This is a genomic window from Halomonas sp. 111, from assembly GCF_052379685.1.
GTDB classification, from domain to species: Bacteria; Pseudomonadota; Gammaproteobacteria; order Pseudomonadales; family Halomonadaceae; genus Vreelandella; species Vreelandella citrativorans.
Window position 1 is genome coordinate 1 of the sequence record NZ_JBQSYV010000023.1, and the last position, 13,421, is coordinate 13,421.

At 53.5% G+C, this 13,421-nt stretch carries 13 protein-coding genes; 6 read left to right on the forward strand and 7 right to left on the reverse strand.

All coding sequences use genetic code 11. The features are described from left to right. The 3 genes from ACT3T7_RS15710 to ACT3T7_RS15720 form a co-directional block, all read right to left on the reverse strand. Positions 1–537 (reverse strand): FAD-binding oxidoreductase (locus tag ACT3T7_RS15710; protein WP_444631520.1); only part of this gene is annotated, 537 nt, incomplete at its 3' end. Between the two features lie 90 nt (positions 538–627). Next, positions 628–1,209 carry a DUF4202 domain-containing protein gene (locus ACT3T7_RS15715; RefSeq protein WP_444631521.1) on the reverse strand — a complete coding sequence of 194 codons (582 nt, stop codon included), beginning with the start codon at positions 1,207–1,209 and terminating at the stop codon, positions 628–630. Between the two features lie 74 nt (positions 1,210–1,283). Next, positions 1,284–2,534 carry a dicarboxylate/amino acid:cation symporter gene (locus ACT3T7_RS15720; RefSeq protein WP_172117091.1) on the reverse strand — a complete coding sequence of 417 codons (1,251 nt, stop codon included), beginning with the start codon at positions 2,532–2,534 and terminating at the stop codon, positions 1,284–1,286. 292 nt (positions 2,535–2,826) lie between these two features. On the opposite strand from ACT3T7_RS15720, the gene serS reads away from it, so the two are divergent. Next, on the forward strand, positions 2,827–4,104 hold the full coding sequence (gene serS / locus ACT3T7_RS15725; RefSeq protein WP_444631522.1) for a serine--tRNA ligase: 1,278 nt from the start codon (positions 2,827–2,829) through the stop codon (positions 4,102–4,104). Here serS and ACT3T7_RS15730 read toward each other — a convergent pair. Continuing rightward, positions 4,049–4,876, reverse strand: coding sequence for an SIMPL domain-containing protein (locus tag ACT3T7_RS15730; RefSeq protein WP_193057097.1), 828 nt, complete (start codon positions 4,874–4,876; stop codon positions 4,049–4,051). The genes serS and ACT3T7_RS15730 overlap by 56 nt on opposite strands. Positions 4,877–5,071: 195 nt before the next feature. Here ACT3T7_RS15730 and ACT3T7_RS15735 point away from each other — a divergent pair, with 195 nt between their 5' ends. Then, a complete protein-coding gene (locus ACT3T7_RS15735) occupies positions 5,072–6,223 on the forward strand; it encodes an AI-2E family transporter (protein WP_193054876.1) in 1,152 nt (383 codons plus the stop codon). Positions 6,224–6,274: 51 nt separating this feature from the next. Here the strand turns inward: ACT3T7_RS15735 and trxA are convergent, their stop codons facing one another. After that, positions 6,275–6,658 carry a thioredoxin gene (gene trxA, locus ACT3T7_RS15740; protein WP_140398967.1) on the reverse strand — a complete coding sequence of 128 codons (384 nt, stop codon included), beginning with the start codon at positions 6,656–6,658 and terminating at the stop codon, positions 6,275–6,277. 256 nt (positions 6,659–6,914) lie between these two features. Between trxA and cysB the strand changes: the two genes are divergently transcribed. Beyond that, a complete protein-coding gene (gene cysB / locus ACT3T7_RS15745; protein WP_444631523.1) occupies positions 6,915–7,889 on the forward strand; it encodes an HTH-type transcriptional regulator CysB in 975 nt (324 codons plus the stop codon). A gap of 249 nt (positions 7,890–8,138) precedes the next feature. On the opposite strand, the gene ACT3T7_RS15750 is transcribed toward cysB, so the two are convergent. Further along, a complete protein-coding gene (locus tag ACT3T7_RS15750) occupies positions 8,139–8,774 on the reverse strand; it encodes a phosphoadenosine phosphosulfate reductase domain-containing protein (protein WP_444631524.1) in 636 nt (211 codons plus the stop codon). Positions 8,775–8,891: 117 nt separating this feature from the next. Then, the gene (gene pabB / locus ACT3T7_RS15755; RefSeq protein WP_444631525.1) at positions 8,892–10,262 is read right to left on the reverse strand and encodes an aminodeoxychorismate synthase component I; all 1,371 of its coding nucleotides are present in this window, start codon (positions 10,260–10,262) and stop codon (positions 8,892–8,894) included. Between the two features lie 233 nt (positions 10,263–10,495). Between pabB and ACT3T7_RS15760 the strand changes: the two genes are divergently transcribed. The 3 genes from ACT3T7_RS15760 (at position 10,496) to prpC (ending at position 13,360) form a co-directional block, all read left to right on the forward strand. Continuing rightward, positions 10,496–11,269, forward strand: coding sequence for a GntR family transcriptional regulator (locus tag ACT3T7_RS15760; RefSeq protein WP_444631526.1), 774 nt, complete (start codon positions 10,496–10,498; stop codon positions 11,267–11,269). Then, complete coding sequence (gene prpB, locus ACT3T7_RS15765) at positions 11,269–12,162, forward strand: methylisocitrate lyase (protein WP_087106685.1); 894 nt, start codon at positions 11,269–11,271, stop codon at positions 12,160–12,162. The genes ACT3T7_RS15760 and prpB overlap by 1 nt, the downstream gene beginning before the upstream one ends. Before the next feature lie 70 nt (positions 12,163–12,232). Then, the gene (gene prpC / locus ACT3T7_RS15770) at positions 12,233–13,360 is read left to right on the forward strand and encodes a bifunctional 2-methylcitrate synthase/citrate synthase (RefSeq protein ID WP_172117083.1); all 1,128 of its coding nucleotides are present in this window, start codon (positions 12,233–12,235) and stop codon (positions 13,358–13,360) included. The last annotated feature ends 61 nt before the right edge of the window (positions 13,361–13,421 follow it).

A 13,421-nucleotide genomic window follows, 5' to 3' on the forward strand; every position in this document is an offset into this window, starting at 1 on the left:
GTCACGGGTTTTTCCGTAAGCACAGCTACCCTGGCCGCTGGCATCGGTCGAAATCATGCCGCCGATGGTCGCTCGATTGGAGGTCGAAAGCTCCGGGGCAAAAAACAGCCCGTGGGACTTTAAGGCGGCATTCAACTGATCCTTGACCACCCCTGCTTGAACGCGTACCCGACGGTTCTCGACATCAATATCCAGCACCTGATTCATGTGCCTGGAGATATCCACCACGATGCCATCGGTAAGCGACTGACCGTTGGTACCAGTGCCGCCGCCTCGCGGCGTTAACACCACCTCGCGGTAAGGCGCTTCAGCGGCCAGTTTGGCCAGGCACTCCAGGTCTTCTGCATGGCGGGGAAACACCGCCGCCTGGGGCAGACGCTGATAGATCGAGTTGTCGGTTGCCAGCACCGTGCGGTGGGCATAGTCAGGGGCAATCTCGCCATCGAAGCCGCGTGTTTTAAGGGCTTCCAGAAAGCGCTGGTAGTGGGAGGCCAAGCGTTCAAACGGGGCGGTTCGAGAGTCCAGCGATGCAATCATAATCGTTCAAGCCGTCAGTGCCGGGGCATCAAAAAAAGAGAGCGCTACTTTACCTCAGTGCCTGCCCGGCTGCACCCTGCGCTAAACATGCTAGCTCAAAGCTTCTTTTACCAGGGCGGCAGAAGCAGGCGACATGGGCAGTGCCAGGGCCAATTCATGAGCTTGGGGTGACATCTTGCGCCAGGTTTTTTGAATAATTCGCACCATATGGTCATGTTCGACCTTGCGCGAAAAATCGGCAAAGTAGTTTTCCAAAAATACCAGACAGGCGCAGTCTTCAAGTGTCTGTACGTCGGCGTCACGGCCCAACCCCTTTTTGGTGATGAGTGTGATAACCCGCTCGGCGTCCTCTGCGCTATAGCCTGCTTCACGCATTAATTGGGCGGCAGTGTCGCCTGCGCGGATACCCTGGTCGCGCCGCCAGGTTAAGTAGCCTACTCGACCTTCAAGGTACGCTTCGCGTGCTACCTGCCAGCGCTGCAAGTGCTGGGCGCGGACAGCAATCTGTAAGCACTCGCTGGGTGTCTGGTTAAGGTGAGCAAGCCATTTGCTCATGCGCTGTGCGTAAAGCAGCTCGGCAGGGAGCGGCTCATCGGCCACGTTGGCCGTTTTTGGGTCTTCGCTGTGAAGCTGGTCCAGCGCAGTTAATACCTGTTCAAGGCGGTGGGGCATGATGCTCTCCTGGTTAGCTGTCGCGATACTCTGCAACGGTCTCGTCGCAGAGTATTCTGGCGTGGGGCGGGCGGTCAGGCTTTATTATCGGCGTTATAAACGTCGAGGTTCAATTCGCCTTCGCTTTTACCTACCAGGGTAGTGACCATAATGTCGCCCGCCACGTTAACGCTGGTGCGCGCCATATCGAGAATACGGTCGATGCCTGCTACGACGGCGATGGCCTCAAGCGGTAAGCCAATTTGAGCCATCACGATAGAGAGCATGATAAGACCCGCACCGGGTACGCCTGCGGTGCCAATGGAGGCAAGCGTGCCGGTGGCGACAATCATGCCGTAGTCGACCAGGCTCAGCTCAATACCCAGCATTTGGGCAATAAACAGTACGACGACGCCCTGGTAAAGCGCTGTACCATCCATATTAATAGTCGCGCCCACTGGCAGTACAAAGCTTGAAACGCCTTCAGATACGCCTAGGTTCTTCTGTGCACAGCGAATCGATACCGGCAGTGATCCTGCCGAAGAGGCGGAGGAGAACGCTATCATCATGGCGTCGAGGCTGCCCTGGAGATAACGCACTGGGTTAAGTCGCCCCAATAGGCGAATAAAGCCTGAGTAAATCACCAGAACATGCAGCGCACAGGCTAAATACACCACGCCAATCAGCTTGGCGAGTGGTAACAGGATTTCCAGCCCGTATTGGCCAGATACATGCGCCATTAGGCCAAACACCCCAAAAGGTGCAAAGGCCATGACGATGCCCGTGAGCTTGTACATTGCCTCGGCAAAGCTATCGAACACCACGACCAGTGCTTCACCCTTTTCACCAATCAGAGTCAGTGAAATGCCCAGGCCAATCGCAAATACAATAATTTGCAAAATGTTGCCGTTGGCCAGCGCATCAATGGGGTTACGGGGTACCAGGTTAATCAAAATGGATGCCAGGGTAGGCGCCTCGCTTGCATTCACGCTGCTATCAAAACTGATGTTAACGCCTGCTCCAGGCTGTAGCAGTGTCGAAAGCAACAACCCGATACTGATAGCAAAGGCCGTGGTCAAAAGATAAAGGCCGATGGTGCGGGCGCCAATGCGACCCATTTTTTGCGGGTCGCGCATCGACGTAATGCCGACCACCAGCGTTGAGAACACTAGCGGTACGATCAGCATCATGATCGCGTTGATAAAAATATCGCCCAGCGGCTTAAAGATGCTGGCGTTTTCACCCAGTAGCGCGCCCGCCGCTATCCCTAGCGCTAAACCTGCGAGAATTTTCTTCCAGAGGGCGATGCCTCTCCACCAGCCGAAGGCGCCTTGTGATGTGCTCACGGATCTCTCTCCTTGGAGTTTTATTTACGGTTGATCAATAGCAGGATTACGATTCGGCGCGCACTTTATCACTTTTTAGTAAGAAGGGCGGGGGCTTGTAGTGGGCGAAGTGAGCGCTTACGGGCGGCTGCGGCTTCGAAGCAGCCTCTGGTTATTTAATCGCCGACGTGAGTTGCCGGGCACGTTGCTATAACGCCCCCATAGCTCCCCGCCGTGCTTTTGCCTACAATAGGGGCCTTTGATACTGGCGTTTGGCGCCGTGTTTAACTGAATACAGGCCAAGGAATAACTCATGCTCGATCCGAAACTGCTGCGCGGTGATCTGGACGCGCTAGCGCAACAACTAGCTCGTCGCGGCTTTGTACTGGATAAAGAGGGGCTTCAGACGCTGGAGTCGCGCCGCCGTGAATTGCAAACGCAGACCGAGCAACTGCAAAGCGAGCGTAATACGCGCTCAAAAGCCATTGGCAAAGCCAAAGCCAGTGGTGAAGATATCCAGCCGCTGTTGGATGAAGTCAGCGATTTAGGCGATCGTCTGGATAACGCCAAGTGTGAGTTGGCCGAGGTGCAAACGGCCTGGGATGACGCGGTCAGCGGTATTCCTAACCTGCCCCATGAAAGCGTGCCGGAAGGTGAAAAAGAAGAAGACAACGTTGAGTTGCATCGCTGGGGTACACCACGTGAGTTCGATTTTGACGTGCTCGATCATGTCGATTTAGGCAAAAAATCCGGTTATCTGGATTTTGAATTGGCCGTTAAACTGACCGGTGCCCGCTTTGCCGTTATGCGTGGGCCCATTGCTCGTCTGCACCGCGCGCTGGCCCAATTTATGCTGGATACCCAAACCGAGAAGCACGGCTATGAAGAGTGCTACGTGCCCTATATGGTGAATCGCGACTCACTAACCGGCACCGGCCAGCTGCCGAAGTTTGGCGAAGACCTGTTCAAGCTGGATGATGAGCGCGAGTACTACTTGATTCCTACTTCTGAAGTGCCGCTCACCAACTTTGTGCGTGATGAGATTGTGGATCAAGCGGCATTACCGATGAAGCTCACGGCGCACACGCCGTGCTTTCGTAGCGAGGCTGGTTCGCACGGGCGTGATACACGCGGCATGATCCGTCAGCATCAGTTTGATAAAGTGGAAATGGTGCAGATTGTAGAACCAGAGAAGAGCTATGAAGCGCTGGATGAAATGCGTGGTCATGCAGAGGCGATCTTACAAGCGTTAGAGTTGCCGTACCGGGTAGTGACACTTTGCACGGGCGATATGGGCTTTGGAGCATCGAAGACCTACGACCTGGAAGTCTGGCTGCCCAGTCAGAGCACTTATCGGGAAATTTCGTCTGTTTCCAACTGCGAAGACTTTCAGGCGCGACGTATGCAGGCGCGCTTCCGTCAACCGGATGTGAAAAAGCCACAGCTCCTGCATACGTTAAATGGTTCTGGCTTGGCCGTTGGCCGTTGCCTGCTGGCAATACTTGAAAATCACCAGCAGGCAGACGGCTCGGTGGTTATTCCTGAGCCGCTACGTCCCTATCTTGGTGGTCAGGAGCGTCTGGCCCTTTAAGCGTCCATTCGACGTTAACCCCGGCATCAATACGGATGGTGCCGGGGCTGTAATCGCTTTGTGATCCGCTACTGGCCATATCACTCTCAGCCCGCATGGCCATCATGCGGGGCTGAAACATAGGCGCTTGCGTCTCTTCAATACGCTGAACGTGGCCGAGTTCGGTTTCCAGCGTGCTGGCCATCAGGTTGGCTTTGTGGCGAGCTTTCTCCAGTGCTTTTACCAGCGCTTCATCGGTGGCGGCTTCTCTGTCCTGTAAATCAAATTGGACGCCGTCCATTGCATTCACACCCACCCCGATCAGCGCGTTGAGCACATCGCCCAATTGATCAAGGTCGGTTAGCTCTATGCTGAACGGGCGTTCAAGGCGCGTGCGTTGGAGCATCTCCTGGTCGCCATTTTCGCTACGTGGCGCAGCGACATGGTCAGGATAAACGTTCAACGACCCGGCATTGATAGCGCGTCGCTCGATTCCCAGGGCTTCAATGGCTTCGATCAGTTCGCTGGCACGATTCTCAAGGCGTTCACGGGCTTCTCCTAACGCTTCGCTGTCGGTATCTTCCAGTGAAGAAACGGCAGGTGTGTTTTCCCAAAGGCGCGCTGTGAACGTCGCCTGGTCGGGTTCAACCTCAACCCAGGACTGTGCCTGGACATTTAAGCTGGGCGGTGCAGGCGGGGCCGCAAAGGCGAGGGGAGTGCTCAGAAGCGCCAACAGAGCGCCACTTAAAATTCCATAACGAAAACGCGGTAAACGTGCCGATACTGGGCTCATAGAGAAACTCCTTGAGGTAGAGAAGACTAGCCGGGTACGCGTCAATTAAAAGTATAGACGCTTGCTTGGAATAGCGACTACAGGGAAAGTTCAGCGTAAAAGAGGTGACGCAAAACAGTTGCTTATTATTTGCACGGTTTGTGCAATACCTTTATTACCGCCATTATGTATGGGTAACTAGCTAAGGATGAGGCTATGTCGAGATTATCGGATGAGGATTATCGAAGTATCCCCTTAAATGCCACGTTGGCGCTAGCGGCATTAGTGGTAATTATTGCGGGAATGAAAGGGGGGGCAGATTTACTTGTACCCTTGCTGCTGGCGGTATTTATCGCGGTAGTGTGTACCTCTCCGGTGCAGTGGCTACACCGTTGTGGCCTAAGCATGAGAATGTCGGCTTTTTTAACCCTGATGGTGTTGTTGGGGTTTCTTTCACTGATTGGCGTGTTGGTCGTCAACAGTTTTAGCACCTTTGTGGCGGCGCTGCCTGATATTGAGGAGCGGCTTTACGAGCACTATTGGGACCTGCTTAATACGCTCGCCATGCATGGCTTTAATATTGACCCTGATGAGCTTAGCGCCGTCTTTTTCAATGCGGATGAGGAAGGCTCTTCTTGGGTGGCAACGCTGTTGGGTGAACTGGGCAACCTGGTGATGCAGAGTATCATCGTGGGGTTGCTGGTTATTTTTATGCTGTTTGAAACGCTGAACCTTCGCCAAAAAGTTTCGCGTGCCTTGGAAAACCCTGCACCTAGTTTAAAGCGATTTAGCGAATTCAGCTTAACGCTAAAGCGCTATTTGGCCGTAAAAACAATGATTAGCCTAGCCACGGCGGTATTAATTTGGCTCTCCTGTGTGATTGTCGGGGTTGATTTCCCATTACTTTGGGGTGTTCTGGCGTTTGGGCTTAACTTTATCCCTAACATTGGCTCAGCACTTGCGGCTATCCCTCCAGTGCTGCTGCTTCTGGTGTCCCAGGACGGTGGCGCGCTACAGGCGCTGCTGCTGGCGTCCGCTTACCTGGTCATTAACTTTGTACTCGGTAACCTGATTGAACCGCGTGTCATGGGGCAAGCGCTAGGGCTTTCAACGTTTGTGGCGTTTCTTTCGCTGGTTGTTTGGGGGTGGATTTTTGGACCGGCGGGGATGCTGCTATCTGTCGTGTTAACCATGACCCTAAAAATTGCTTTGGATAGCCATCCGCAGACGCGCTGGATTGCCCATTTTCTGGGACCTGGGAGACACCGCACGGGGCGTTATCTTAGCCAGCAAGATGCAGGTCGCGCACCGTGGAAACGTAAAAATAGTGCTACGCCCGAAGAGCATCTAAAAGAGGGGGAGAGTTAACAGGAGGGGCCGCACGGCCACCACCGGTTGTGCCGGCGGTGGCCAATTTCATCAAGCGTTTTGGTCGATGAATTGCGTTAGTTGAGACTTGGATTGTGCGCCTACCAGTGAAGCGACTTTGGTACCAGACTTGAACAGCATAACGGTCGGTACACCGCGTACGCCTTGTTCTGCGGCAATTTCAGGCGCATCGTCAACGTTTACGCTGACCACTTTTAAGTTATCACCGCGCTCGGCTGCCACTTCATCGACAACCGGTGCCATAACTTTACACGGGCCACACCAGGGCGCCCAAAATTTTAGCAGGACAGGCTGGTCGGCGTTGAGGACTTCTTGCTCAAAATTAGCGTTAGTGACGTCAACATTATTAGCCATTTGCTTCTCCCGTTTGCGTTGCTCTTGCAGTGTCGTTGCCTCAAATGGAGCAACGGTCATTACGCGTTAAACCTGCGCACTTTCATTACGCCAAGTCGGCAGATGTTAGCGGGCGCGGCGTTTGCTGGCAAATATCTGCGCTTATTTTTGTGCTTAATTACAAAATTAATAGATGCTAATAGAGATCATCTCTTATAATATAAGTGAATTATAGAGTGTTTTTTTATGCCAAATAGTGCTTTGTGGCGAGTGCAAGATAGGCGGTGCCAGCGTTAGATGACCTGCCTGCTATCGGTATAGATAATGAGGTGATGATATGAAGCTACAACAACTTCGCTATATTTTGGAAGTTAACCGACACAACCTAAATGTATCGGCGACCGCTCAAAGCCTGTTTACCTCTCAGCCTGGTATTTCCAAGCAAATACGGCTGTTGGAGGATGAGTTGGGCGTTGAGATTTTCGCGCGTAGCGGAAAACATCTAACCCGGGTAACGCCAGCAGGTCAGTCCATTATTAACCTGGCGGGCCAGGTGCTCAAGCTTACCGAAAATATTAAACAGGTGGCCCAGGAGCATAGTGATGAGCGGCGGGGAAGCTTATCTATTGCGACCACGCATACCCAGGCACGCTATGCACTTCCGCCGATTATCAGTGAATTTACACTGAAATATCCGGAAGTCGCGCTACATATGCAGCAGGGTACTCCTAAGCAAATTGCTCAAATGGTGAGTGAGGGGCAGGCCGATTTTGCGATTGCCACTGAATCGTTGGAGCTGTTTACCGACCTGGTGCTCTTGCCTTGTTACCGCTGGAATCGCTGTATCCTGGTGCCTAAAGGCCACCCACTGGCAGAACTGAGTGGACCTTTAACGCTGGAAGCGTTGGCAGAACATCCGCTGGTGACGTATGTCTTTGGATTTACCGGTCGTTCCCAGTTGGATGATGCGTTTAAAGCGAAGGGTTTGACGCCTAACGTTGTGCTAACGGCAGCGGATGCCGACGTGATTAAAACCTATGTGCGGCTCGGCATGGGCGTTGGGATCGTGGCACATATGGCGGTAGACGATAAGTTGGACGGGGATTTAGTCGCGGTGGATGCCAGCCACCTGTTTGCGAGTTCAACGACTAAAATAGGCATTCGCCGGGGCACGTTTATGCGTGGCTATATGTACGATTTCCTGGCGCGCTTTGCCCCACACTTGACGCGAGACCGTGTGGATGAGGCGCTCATTGCTGGCCCACGCTTTGAACAAGCGCTGTTTGAAGGGATAGAGCTGCCCGAGTACTGATAGCTTGTGGCACTGATGTGTGACAAGTGCTTGTTACACGCACTTATCACAAGCACTTATTACAAGTACGGATTGCAAGTACCTACTAAGATACTAACGCTTTAAGCGCTCACGTTGTTAGGGGGCATGATGCCAGCGAAACCGCTGGCAAGCCGCTAACAACGTGAGTCGTACGTTTGGCTTGTGGCCTAACCTGGAGCCAAGTCTTTCAATACCTGGTTTTTCAATGACAGATTTTCAGAGAAAGGTTTAATGCTGTAGGTGCAAGCCACACTCGCGTTTTTCTTCCACCTTGGTGGGGTCGAAGTAATCGAAGTTGTTAGGCAGGTCGTGCGCCTGTAAGTATTGATACATCTCTTTAGCACTCCAATGCAACACCGGCGCCACTTTAACCAGCCCATCACTGTTACGGCTGACGGGCTGCATTTTGGCCCGTTCGGGCGTGTCTTCTGCACGAAGCGCTGTAAACCATACGTCAGGGCGCATCTCACTTAATGCACGTTCAAACGGCTCAATTTTGACCTCTTGGGTGAAGGCCGCATGGCGCGGGTCATCAATGCCCGGCATGGGGCCTTCGAGTGCTTCACGATGCGCGCGCGTCCGCTTGGGTATATAGCTGACCATGTTCAGGTTCAAGCGCGTTATTAGCTCGTCGGCGAATCGATAAGTGGCTTCGGTGTTATAGCCACTGTCCATCCAGACAATCGGCATGTCAGGACGTACCTGTGTCACCATGTGCAGAATAACGGCTTCAAAAGGGCGAAAGTTCGTCGTACAGATCGCCCTTTCACCTTGTGTTAACGCCCACTCAATAAGTGCTTGTGGGTTCTTGCTAAAATCGTTCTCGGAAAAATCACGATTGATCGCATCTAGCGATGAGGACATGCTGCCTCCTTGTCATATTAATGAACCATACCGCTAGGCTATCAAACTGCCCGTCGTTCCCCCCAATACCGTTTGGTTTGGCTTTTATATTCCTTTTTGATTTAAGTACGGCGGCTGTTATTCCAGTGCCTTAATAAGATGGCGAATTTTGTCAAGTGTCTCCACGTACTCTTCCTCAAGTGCTGAGTCGGCAACCAGCCCACCGCCGCCCCACACGTGAAGCCTCCCGGCATCCGCCGCTAACGTACGAATAGTAATAGAAGTGTCCATGCTGCCACGTATATCAACGTATCCCATGCTTCCGCAGTACACGCTGCGCTGACACGGCTCAAGCTCGGCGATAATCTGCATGGCGCGAACCTTGGGCGCGCCGGTAATCGACCCGCCGGGAAAGGCCGCCGCCAATAAGGCAAGAGGGTAGGCGCCGGACGCGAGCTGTCCGCGCACTACGCTCACCAGATGATGCACATTAGGGTAGCTTTCCAGCTTGCAGAGTTGGGGCACATTGATACTGCCCGGCTTACATACACGGCCCAGGTCATTGCGCAGTAAATCAACGATCATGACGTTTTCAGCACGATCTTTAAGGCTGCTGGTTAGATCATTGGCCAAGGCAAGATCCTCATCAGCCGTAGCGCCCCGTGGTCGGGTGCCTTTTATAGGACGAGCCTCAACCGCGCCATTACTGCTTTTGATAAACCGCTCGGGTGAAAGAGAGAGAACGGCCTGTTGGCCCCAAGCCATGAAGCCTGAAAACGGTGTGGGCGTGGCGTTGCGTAAGCGTAAATAGGCCTGCCATTCATCGCCCTGGTAGGCAGCAGAAAAGCGCTGGGCGAGGTTAATCTGATAACAGTCGCCCGCCAGAATATAGCGCTGAACGGCTTTAAAGCGTTCAGCGTAATCGCTCTGGCTAAGCTCTGCTTGAAAGGGTTCGGTTAAGGCAAAAGGGGGCCGTTTGGGCGGCGCCTGGTCTAGCCACTCTAGAACCTGCTCGCGACGCTGCGCGGTGGCTACCAGCCACGCCCGCTTTGCTACGTGGTCAAGGGTGATGCACCAGTCATAAAGGCCCAGGCGCGCCTGAGGTAGGTGAGTCACCTGAGGTTGTTGGTGGGTCGCCAGTGAGCGCCCAAGGTCATAGCCCCAGTAGCCTATCAGTCCGCCCATAAAGGGCAGCTCGCTATGTAAGGCGTGTTGATCAACCTCTGTAGCCTGTAGCGGTAGCTGATTTAACAGCCACTGCTGCTGAGCAAAGCAATCGCCTAGCGGTAGAGCCGCTATATTGAGCTGTTCACTCGTGAGTACTGACTTGCCTGTGGCGTCCACTTCCAGCGTCGCTAAGGGGTCGCTGCTCAGAATATCGTAGCGCCCTTGAGCGACGGGGCGGCCACTATCCAAAAGTACTGCACCTGGGCGTTGGCGAAGCGAATCAAACAGCGCTAACGGGTCAGAAGAATAGGGCAGAGTAAATATCGACAATGCCGTGGTCATGGAGCAAACGCCTCGCCGGTAAAAGGCCGTTCATTTTAGAGGGCGTTGAAGGCCGACACCAGCAATGTAATCGATGTGCTTCTAACGGTTTTAGCGAGATTGTTGACACTGACGGAAGGGGTAGACTTTTTGCTTACAACCAAAGATACATAAAATCGCCAGTATTCTATGGTTGACGCTAGAAAGGCGCGCAGCTAAAGTTTGAATACTTTCCTAATTGTCGACAATTCGCCATGAGTTCATCCATTAGCGCCCCTTATTCTGTTGATTCGTCGCTTGAAATAGCGCCGCCTGAAGTGCGCACGCTAGCCGAGCGAGTATTTCATCAACTGCAAAGCGATATTGTTCGTGGCGTCTTGGCGCCAGGCAGCAAAATCACTGAGCCCGGGCTTTCAAAAACGTACGGCATTTCTCGCGGTCCGCTTCGCGAAGCCATGCGGCGTTTAGAGTCTCATCGCTTGATTGAGCGCATACCTCACGTCGGCGCACGCGTCGTTAAGCTCTCTATGAAAGAGCTGATAGAGCTGTTTGATGTACGCGAAGCGTTGGAAAGCATGGCCGCAAGGCTAGCAGCGGAGCATATGTCGGCAGAGGAAATACAAGGCCTTCGTGATGTGCTGGCACTGCACGAAGGGCAGGCCGATTTACAGCGCGGTGAAGCTTACTATCAGCGTGAGGGCGATCTCGACTTTCATTACCGCATTGTGCAAGGCAGCCACAACAAGATGCTAATGAGCCTGCTGTGCAATGACTTGTACTACCTGGTGCGCCTTTATCGTACGCAGTTTAGTGCCAGCGGTACGCGCCCGCAGCGTGCCTTTGTTGAGCACCACCGGATCGTGGACGCCATTGAATCAGGTGACGCCGAACTTGCTGAGCTATTAATGCGCCGCCACGTCAGTGCCTCGCGTGCCAATGTTGCCGACCGTTATGCCGCGATTCTTAAACAGCAATCATCTGAGCCTGCCGAGGAACGGCAGGCCCCTACCCTTCAGGAGACACGCTAATGTCAACGCTCACCCCAGGCGCCCGTTTTAAAGCCGCCCTTGACGCCCAGCGCCCGCTGGCCATTTTAGGCACTATTAACGCGTATACGGCGATGATGGCTGAACGTGTCGGCCATCAGGCGATCTACCTTTCCGGCGGTGGGGTGGCAAATGCCTCGTTTGGCCTGCCTGATTTAGGGATGACCAGCATGAACGATGTCGCCGAGGATGCGCGCCGTATCTGTGGTGCAACGGACCTGCCGTTGCTGGTGGATATTGATACCGGATGGGGCGGCGCGTTCAATATTGCCCGTACAGTGAAAGAGATGCAGCGTGCTGGCGTCGCCGCCGTTCATCTGGAGGACCAGGTGGCGCAAAAACGTTGTGGTCATCGACCCAACAAGGCAATCGTTTCCCAGGCTGAGATGGTTGATCGCATTAAAGCGGCCGCCGATGCCCGAATAGATCCCGATTTTTATCTGATTGCACGCACCGATGCTTTTCAAAAAGAGGGCCTGGACGCGGCTATTGAGCGCGCCAATGCCTGCGTTGAAGCCGGTGCGGATGCCATCTTTGCTGAAGCCGTATATACCCTTTCCGATTACCAGGCATTCTGCGAGCGAGTGGATGCCCCGATTCTGGCCAATATCACTGAGTTTGGTGCGACGCCGCTCTTTACTCAAGCCGAGCTTGGCGAGGTTGGTTGTCGCATGGTGCTTTACCCGCTCTCTGCGTTTCGAGCGATGAACGCTGCTGCCCTGAATGTCTATCAAAGCATTCTGGATAATGGCCATCAAAAAGAAGTCGTTAACACCATGCAGACGCGCGATGAACTCTACGATTTCCTCAACTATCACGATTTCGAGCAGAAACTGGATGCGTTATTCGCCGAAAAGGGCGAAGAGCCGCAATGAGGCGCGCACGACAACACGGTTATCTGCAATTAATGATAGGTACAACGATAAGCACACCAGGAGACTCGTCATGGCTGATAAACCGCTAGCGGGAGCAGGGCTGCGTGGACAAAGTGCGGGAACTACCGCCTTGTGTACTGTTGGAAAGACTGGCTCGGGCCTAACGTACCGTGGCTTTGATATCAAAGAGCTGGCTGAAAAGGCTAAATTTGAAGAAGTCGCCTACCTGCTCTTGAAAGGTAAATTGCCTAATCAGGCAGAGCTTGACGACTACATCCGCAAATTAAAGGGCTTGCGTGGGTTGCCCGATGCGCTGAAAACGGTGCTTGAGCAAATTCCGAAAGATGCTCACCCGATGGATGTCATGCGGACCGGCACCTCCATGCTGGGCAATCTTGAAACCGAAGAGAGTTTTGACGAGCAGCAGGACGTTGCTGATCGGCTGCTGGCCGTGTTGCCTTCGATCATTTGCTACTGGTATCGCTACTCTCATGACGGAGTGCGGATTGATACCCAAACCGACGCTGCATCGGTTGGCGGGCACTTCTTGCATCTACTGCGTGGCGAGCCGGCCTCTGAGCTCCATGCGCGAGTGATGAACGTATCGCTTATTTTATATGCCGAGCATGAGTTTAATGCGTCGACCTTTACCGCCCGGGTGTGTGCCTCAACGCTTTCTGATATGCACTCTTGCGTCACTGGCGCCATCGGTTCGCTGCGTGGCCCGCTGCATGGCGGTGCCAATGAAGCGGCCATGGCGATGATCGAAAACTGGAAATCGCCAGAAGAAGCGGAAAGCCAGATCATGGGCATGCTGGCGCGTAAGGATAAAATTATGGGATTTGGCCACGCGATTTATCGCGAGTCTGATCCACGCAACGAGATCATCAAGCAGTGGGCCAAAAAGCTTGCCGATGACGTAGGCGATACGGTGCTTTATCCCGTATCTGAAAGGGTCGAAGAAGTGATGTGGCGTGAGAAAAAGCTGTTCTGCAACGCAGACTTCTTCCATGCCAGCGCCTATCACTTTATGGATATTCCCACCAAGCTGTTCACACCAATTTTTGTCATGTCCCGGCTAACGGGGTGGGCCGCACATGTCTTTGAACAGCGCGCCAACAATCGAATTATCCGCCCCAGCGCTGACTATATTGGTCCCGAGAAAAGCGAGTGGGTGCCGATAGAAGCGCGAGATTAATCAGCGTGCTGCCTGGCGGCTTGGCTGCCGGGCTTGTTTAAGCTCCTCCTTTCGCGAGTCT

Bases quoted from the DNA above. Each gene is read 5' to 3' on its own strand.
- ACT3T7_RS15715 (WP_444631521.1), bottom strand. From the start codon at position 1,209: ATGCCCCACCGCCTTGAACAGGTATTAACTGCGCTGGACCAGCTTCAC.
- serS (WP_444631522.1), top strand. From the start codon at position 2,827: ATGCTCGATCCGAAACTGCTGCGCGGTGATCTGGACGCGCTAGCGCAA.
- ACT3T7_RS15730 (WP_193057097.1), bottom strand. From the start codon at position 4,876: ATGAGCCCAGTATCGGCACGTTTACCGCGTTTTCGTTATGGAATTTTA.
- ACT3T7_RS15735 (WP_193054876.1), top strand. From the start codon at position 5,072: ATGTCGAGATTATCGGATGAGGATTATCGAAGTATCCCCTTAAATGCC.
- trxA (WP_140398967.1), bottom strand. From the start codon at position 6,658: ATGACCGTTGCTCCATTTGAGGCAACGACACTGCAAGAGCAACGCAAA.
- cysB (WP_444631523.1), top strand. From the start codon at position 6,915: ATGAAGCTACAACAACTTCGCTATATTTTGGAAGTTAACCGACACAAC.
- ACT3T7_RS15750 (WP_444631524.1), bottom strand. From the start codon at position 8,774: ATGTCCTCATCGCTAGATGCGATCAATCGTGATTTTTCCGAGAACGAT.
- pabB (WP_444631525.1), bottom strand. From the start codon at position 10,262: ATGACCACGGCATTGTCGATATTTACTCTGCCCTATTCTTCTGACCCG.
- ACT3T7_RS15760 (WP_444631526.1), top strand. From the start codon at position 10,496: ATGAGTTCATCCATTAGCGCCCCTTATTCTGTTGATTCGTCGCTTGAA.
- prpB (WP_087106685.1), top strand. From the start codon at position 11,269: ATGTCAACGCTCACCCCAGGCGCCCGTTTTAAAGCCGCCCTTGACGCC.
- prpC (WP_172117083.1), top strand. From the start codon at position 12,233: ATGGCTGATAAACCGCTAGCGGGAGCAGGGCTGCGTGGACAAAGTGCG.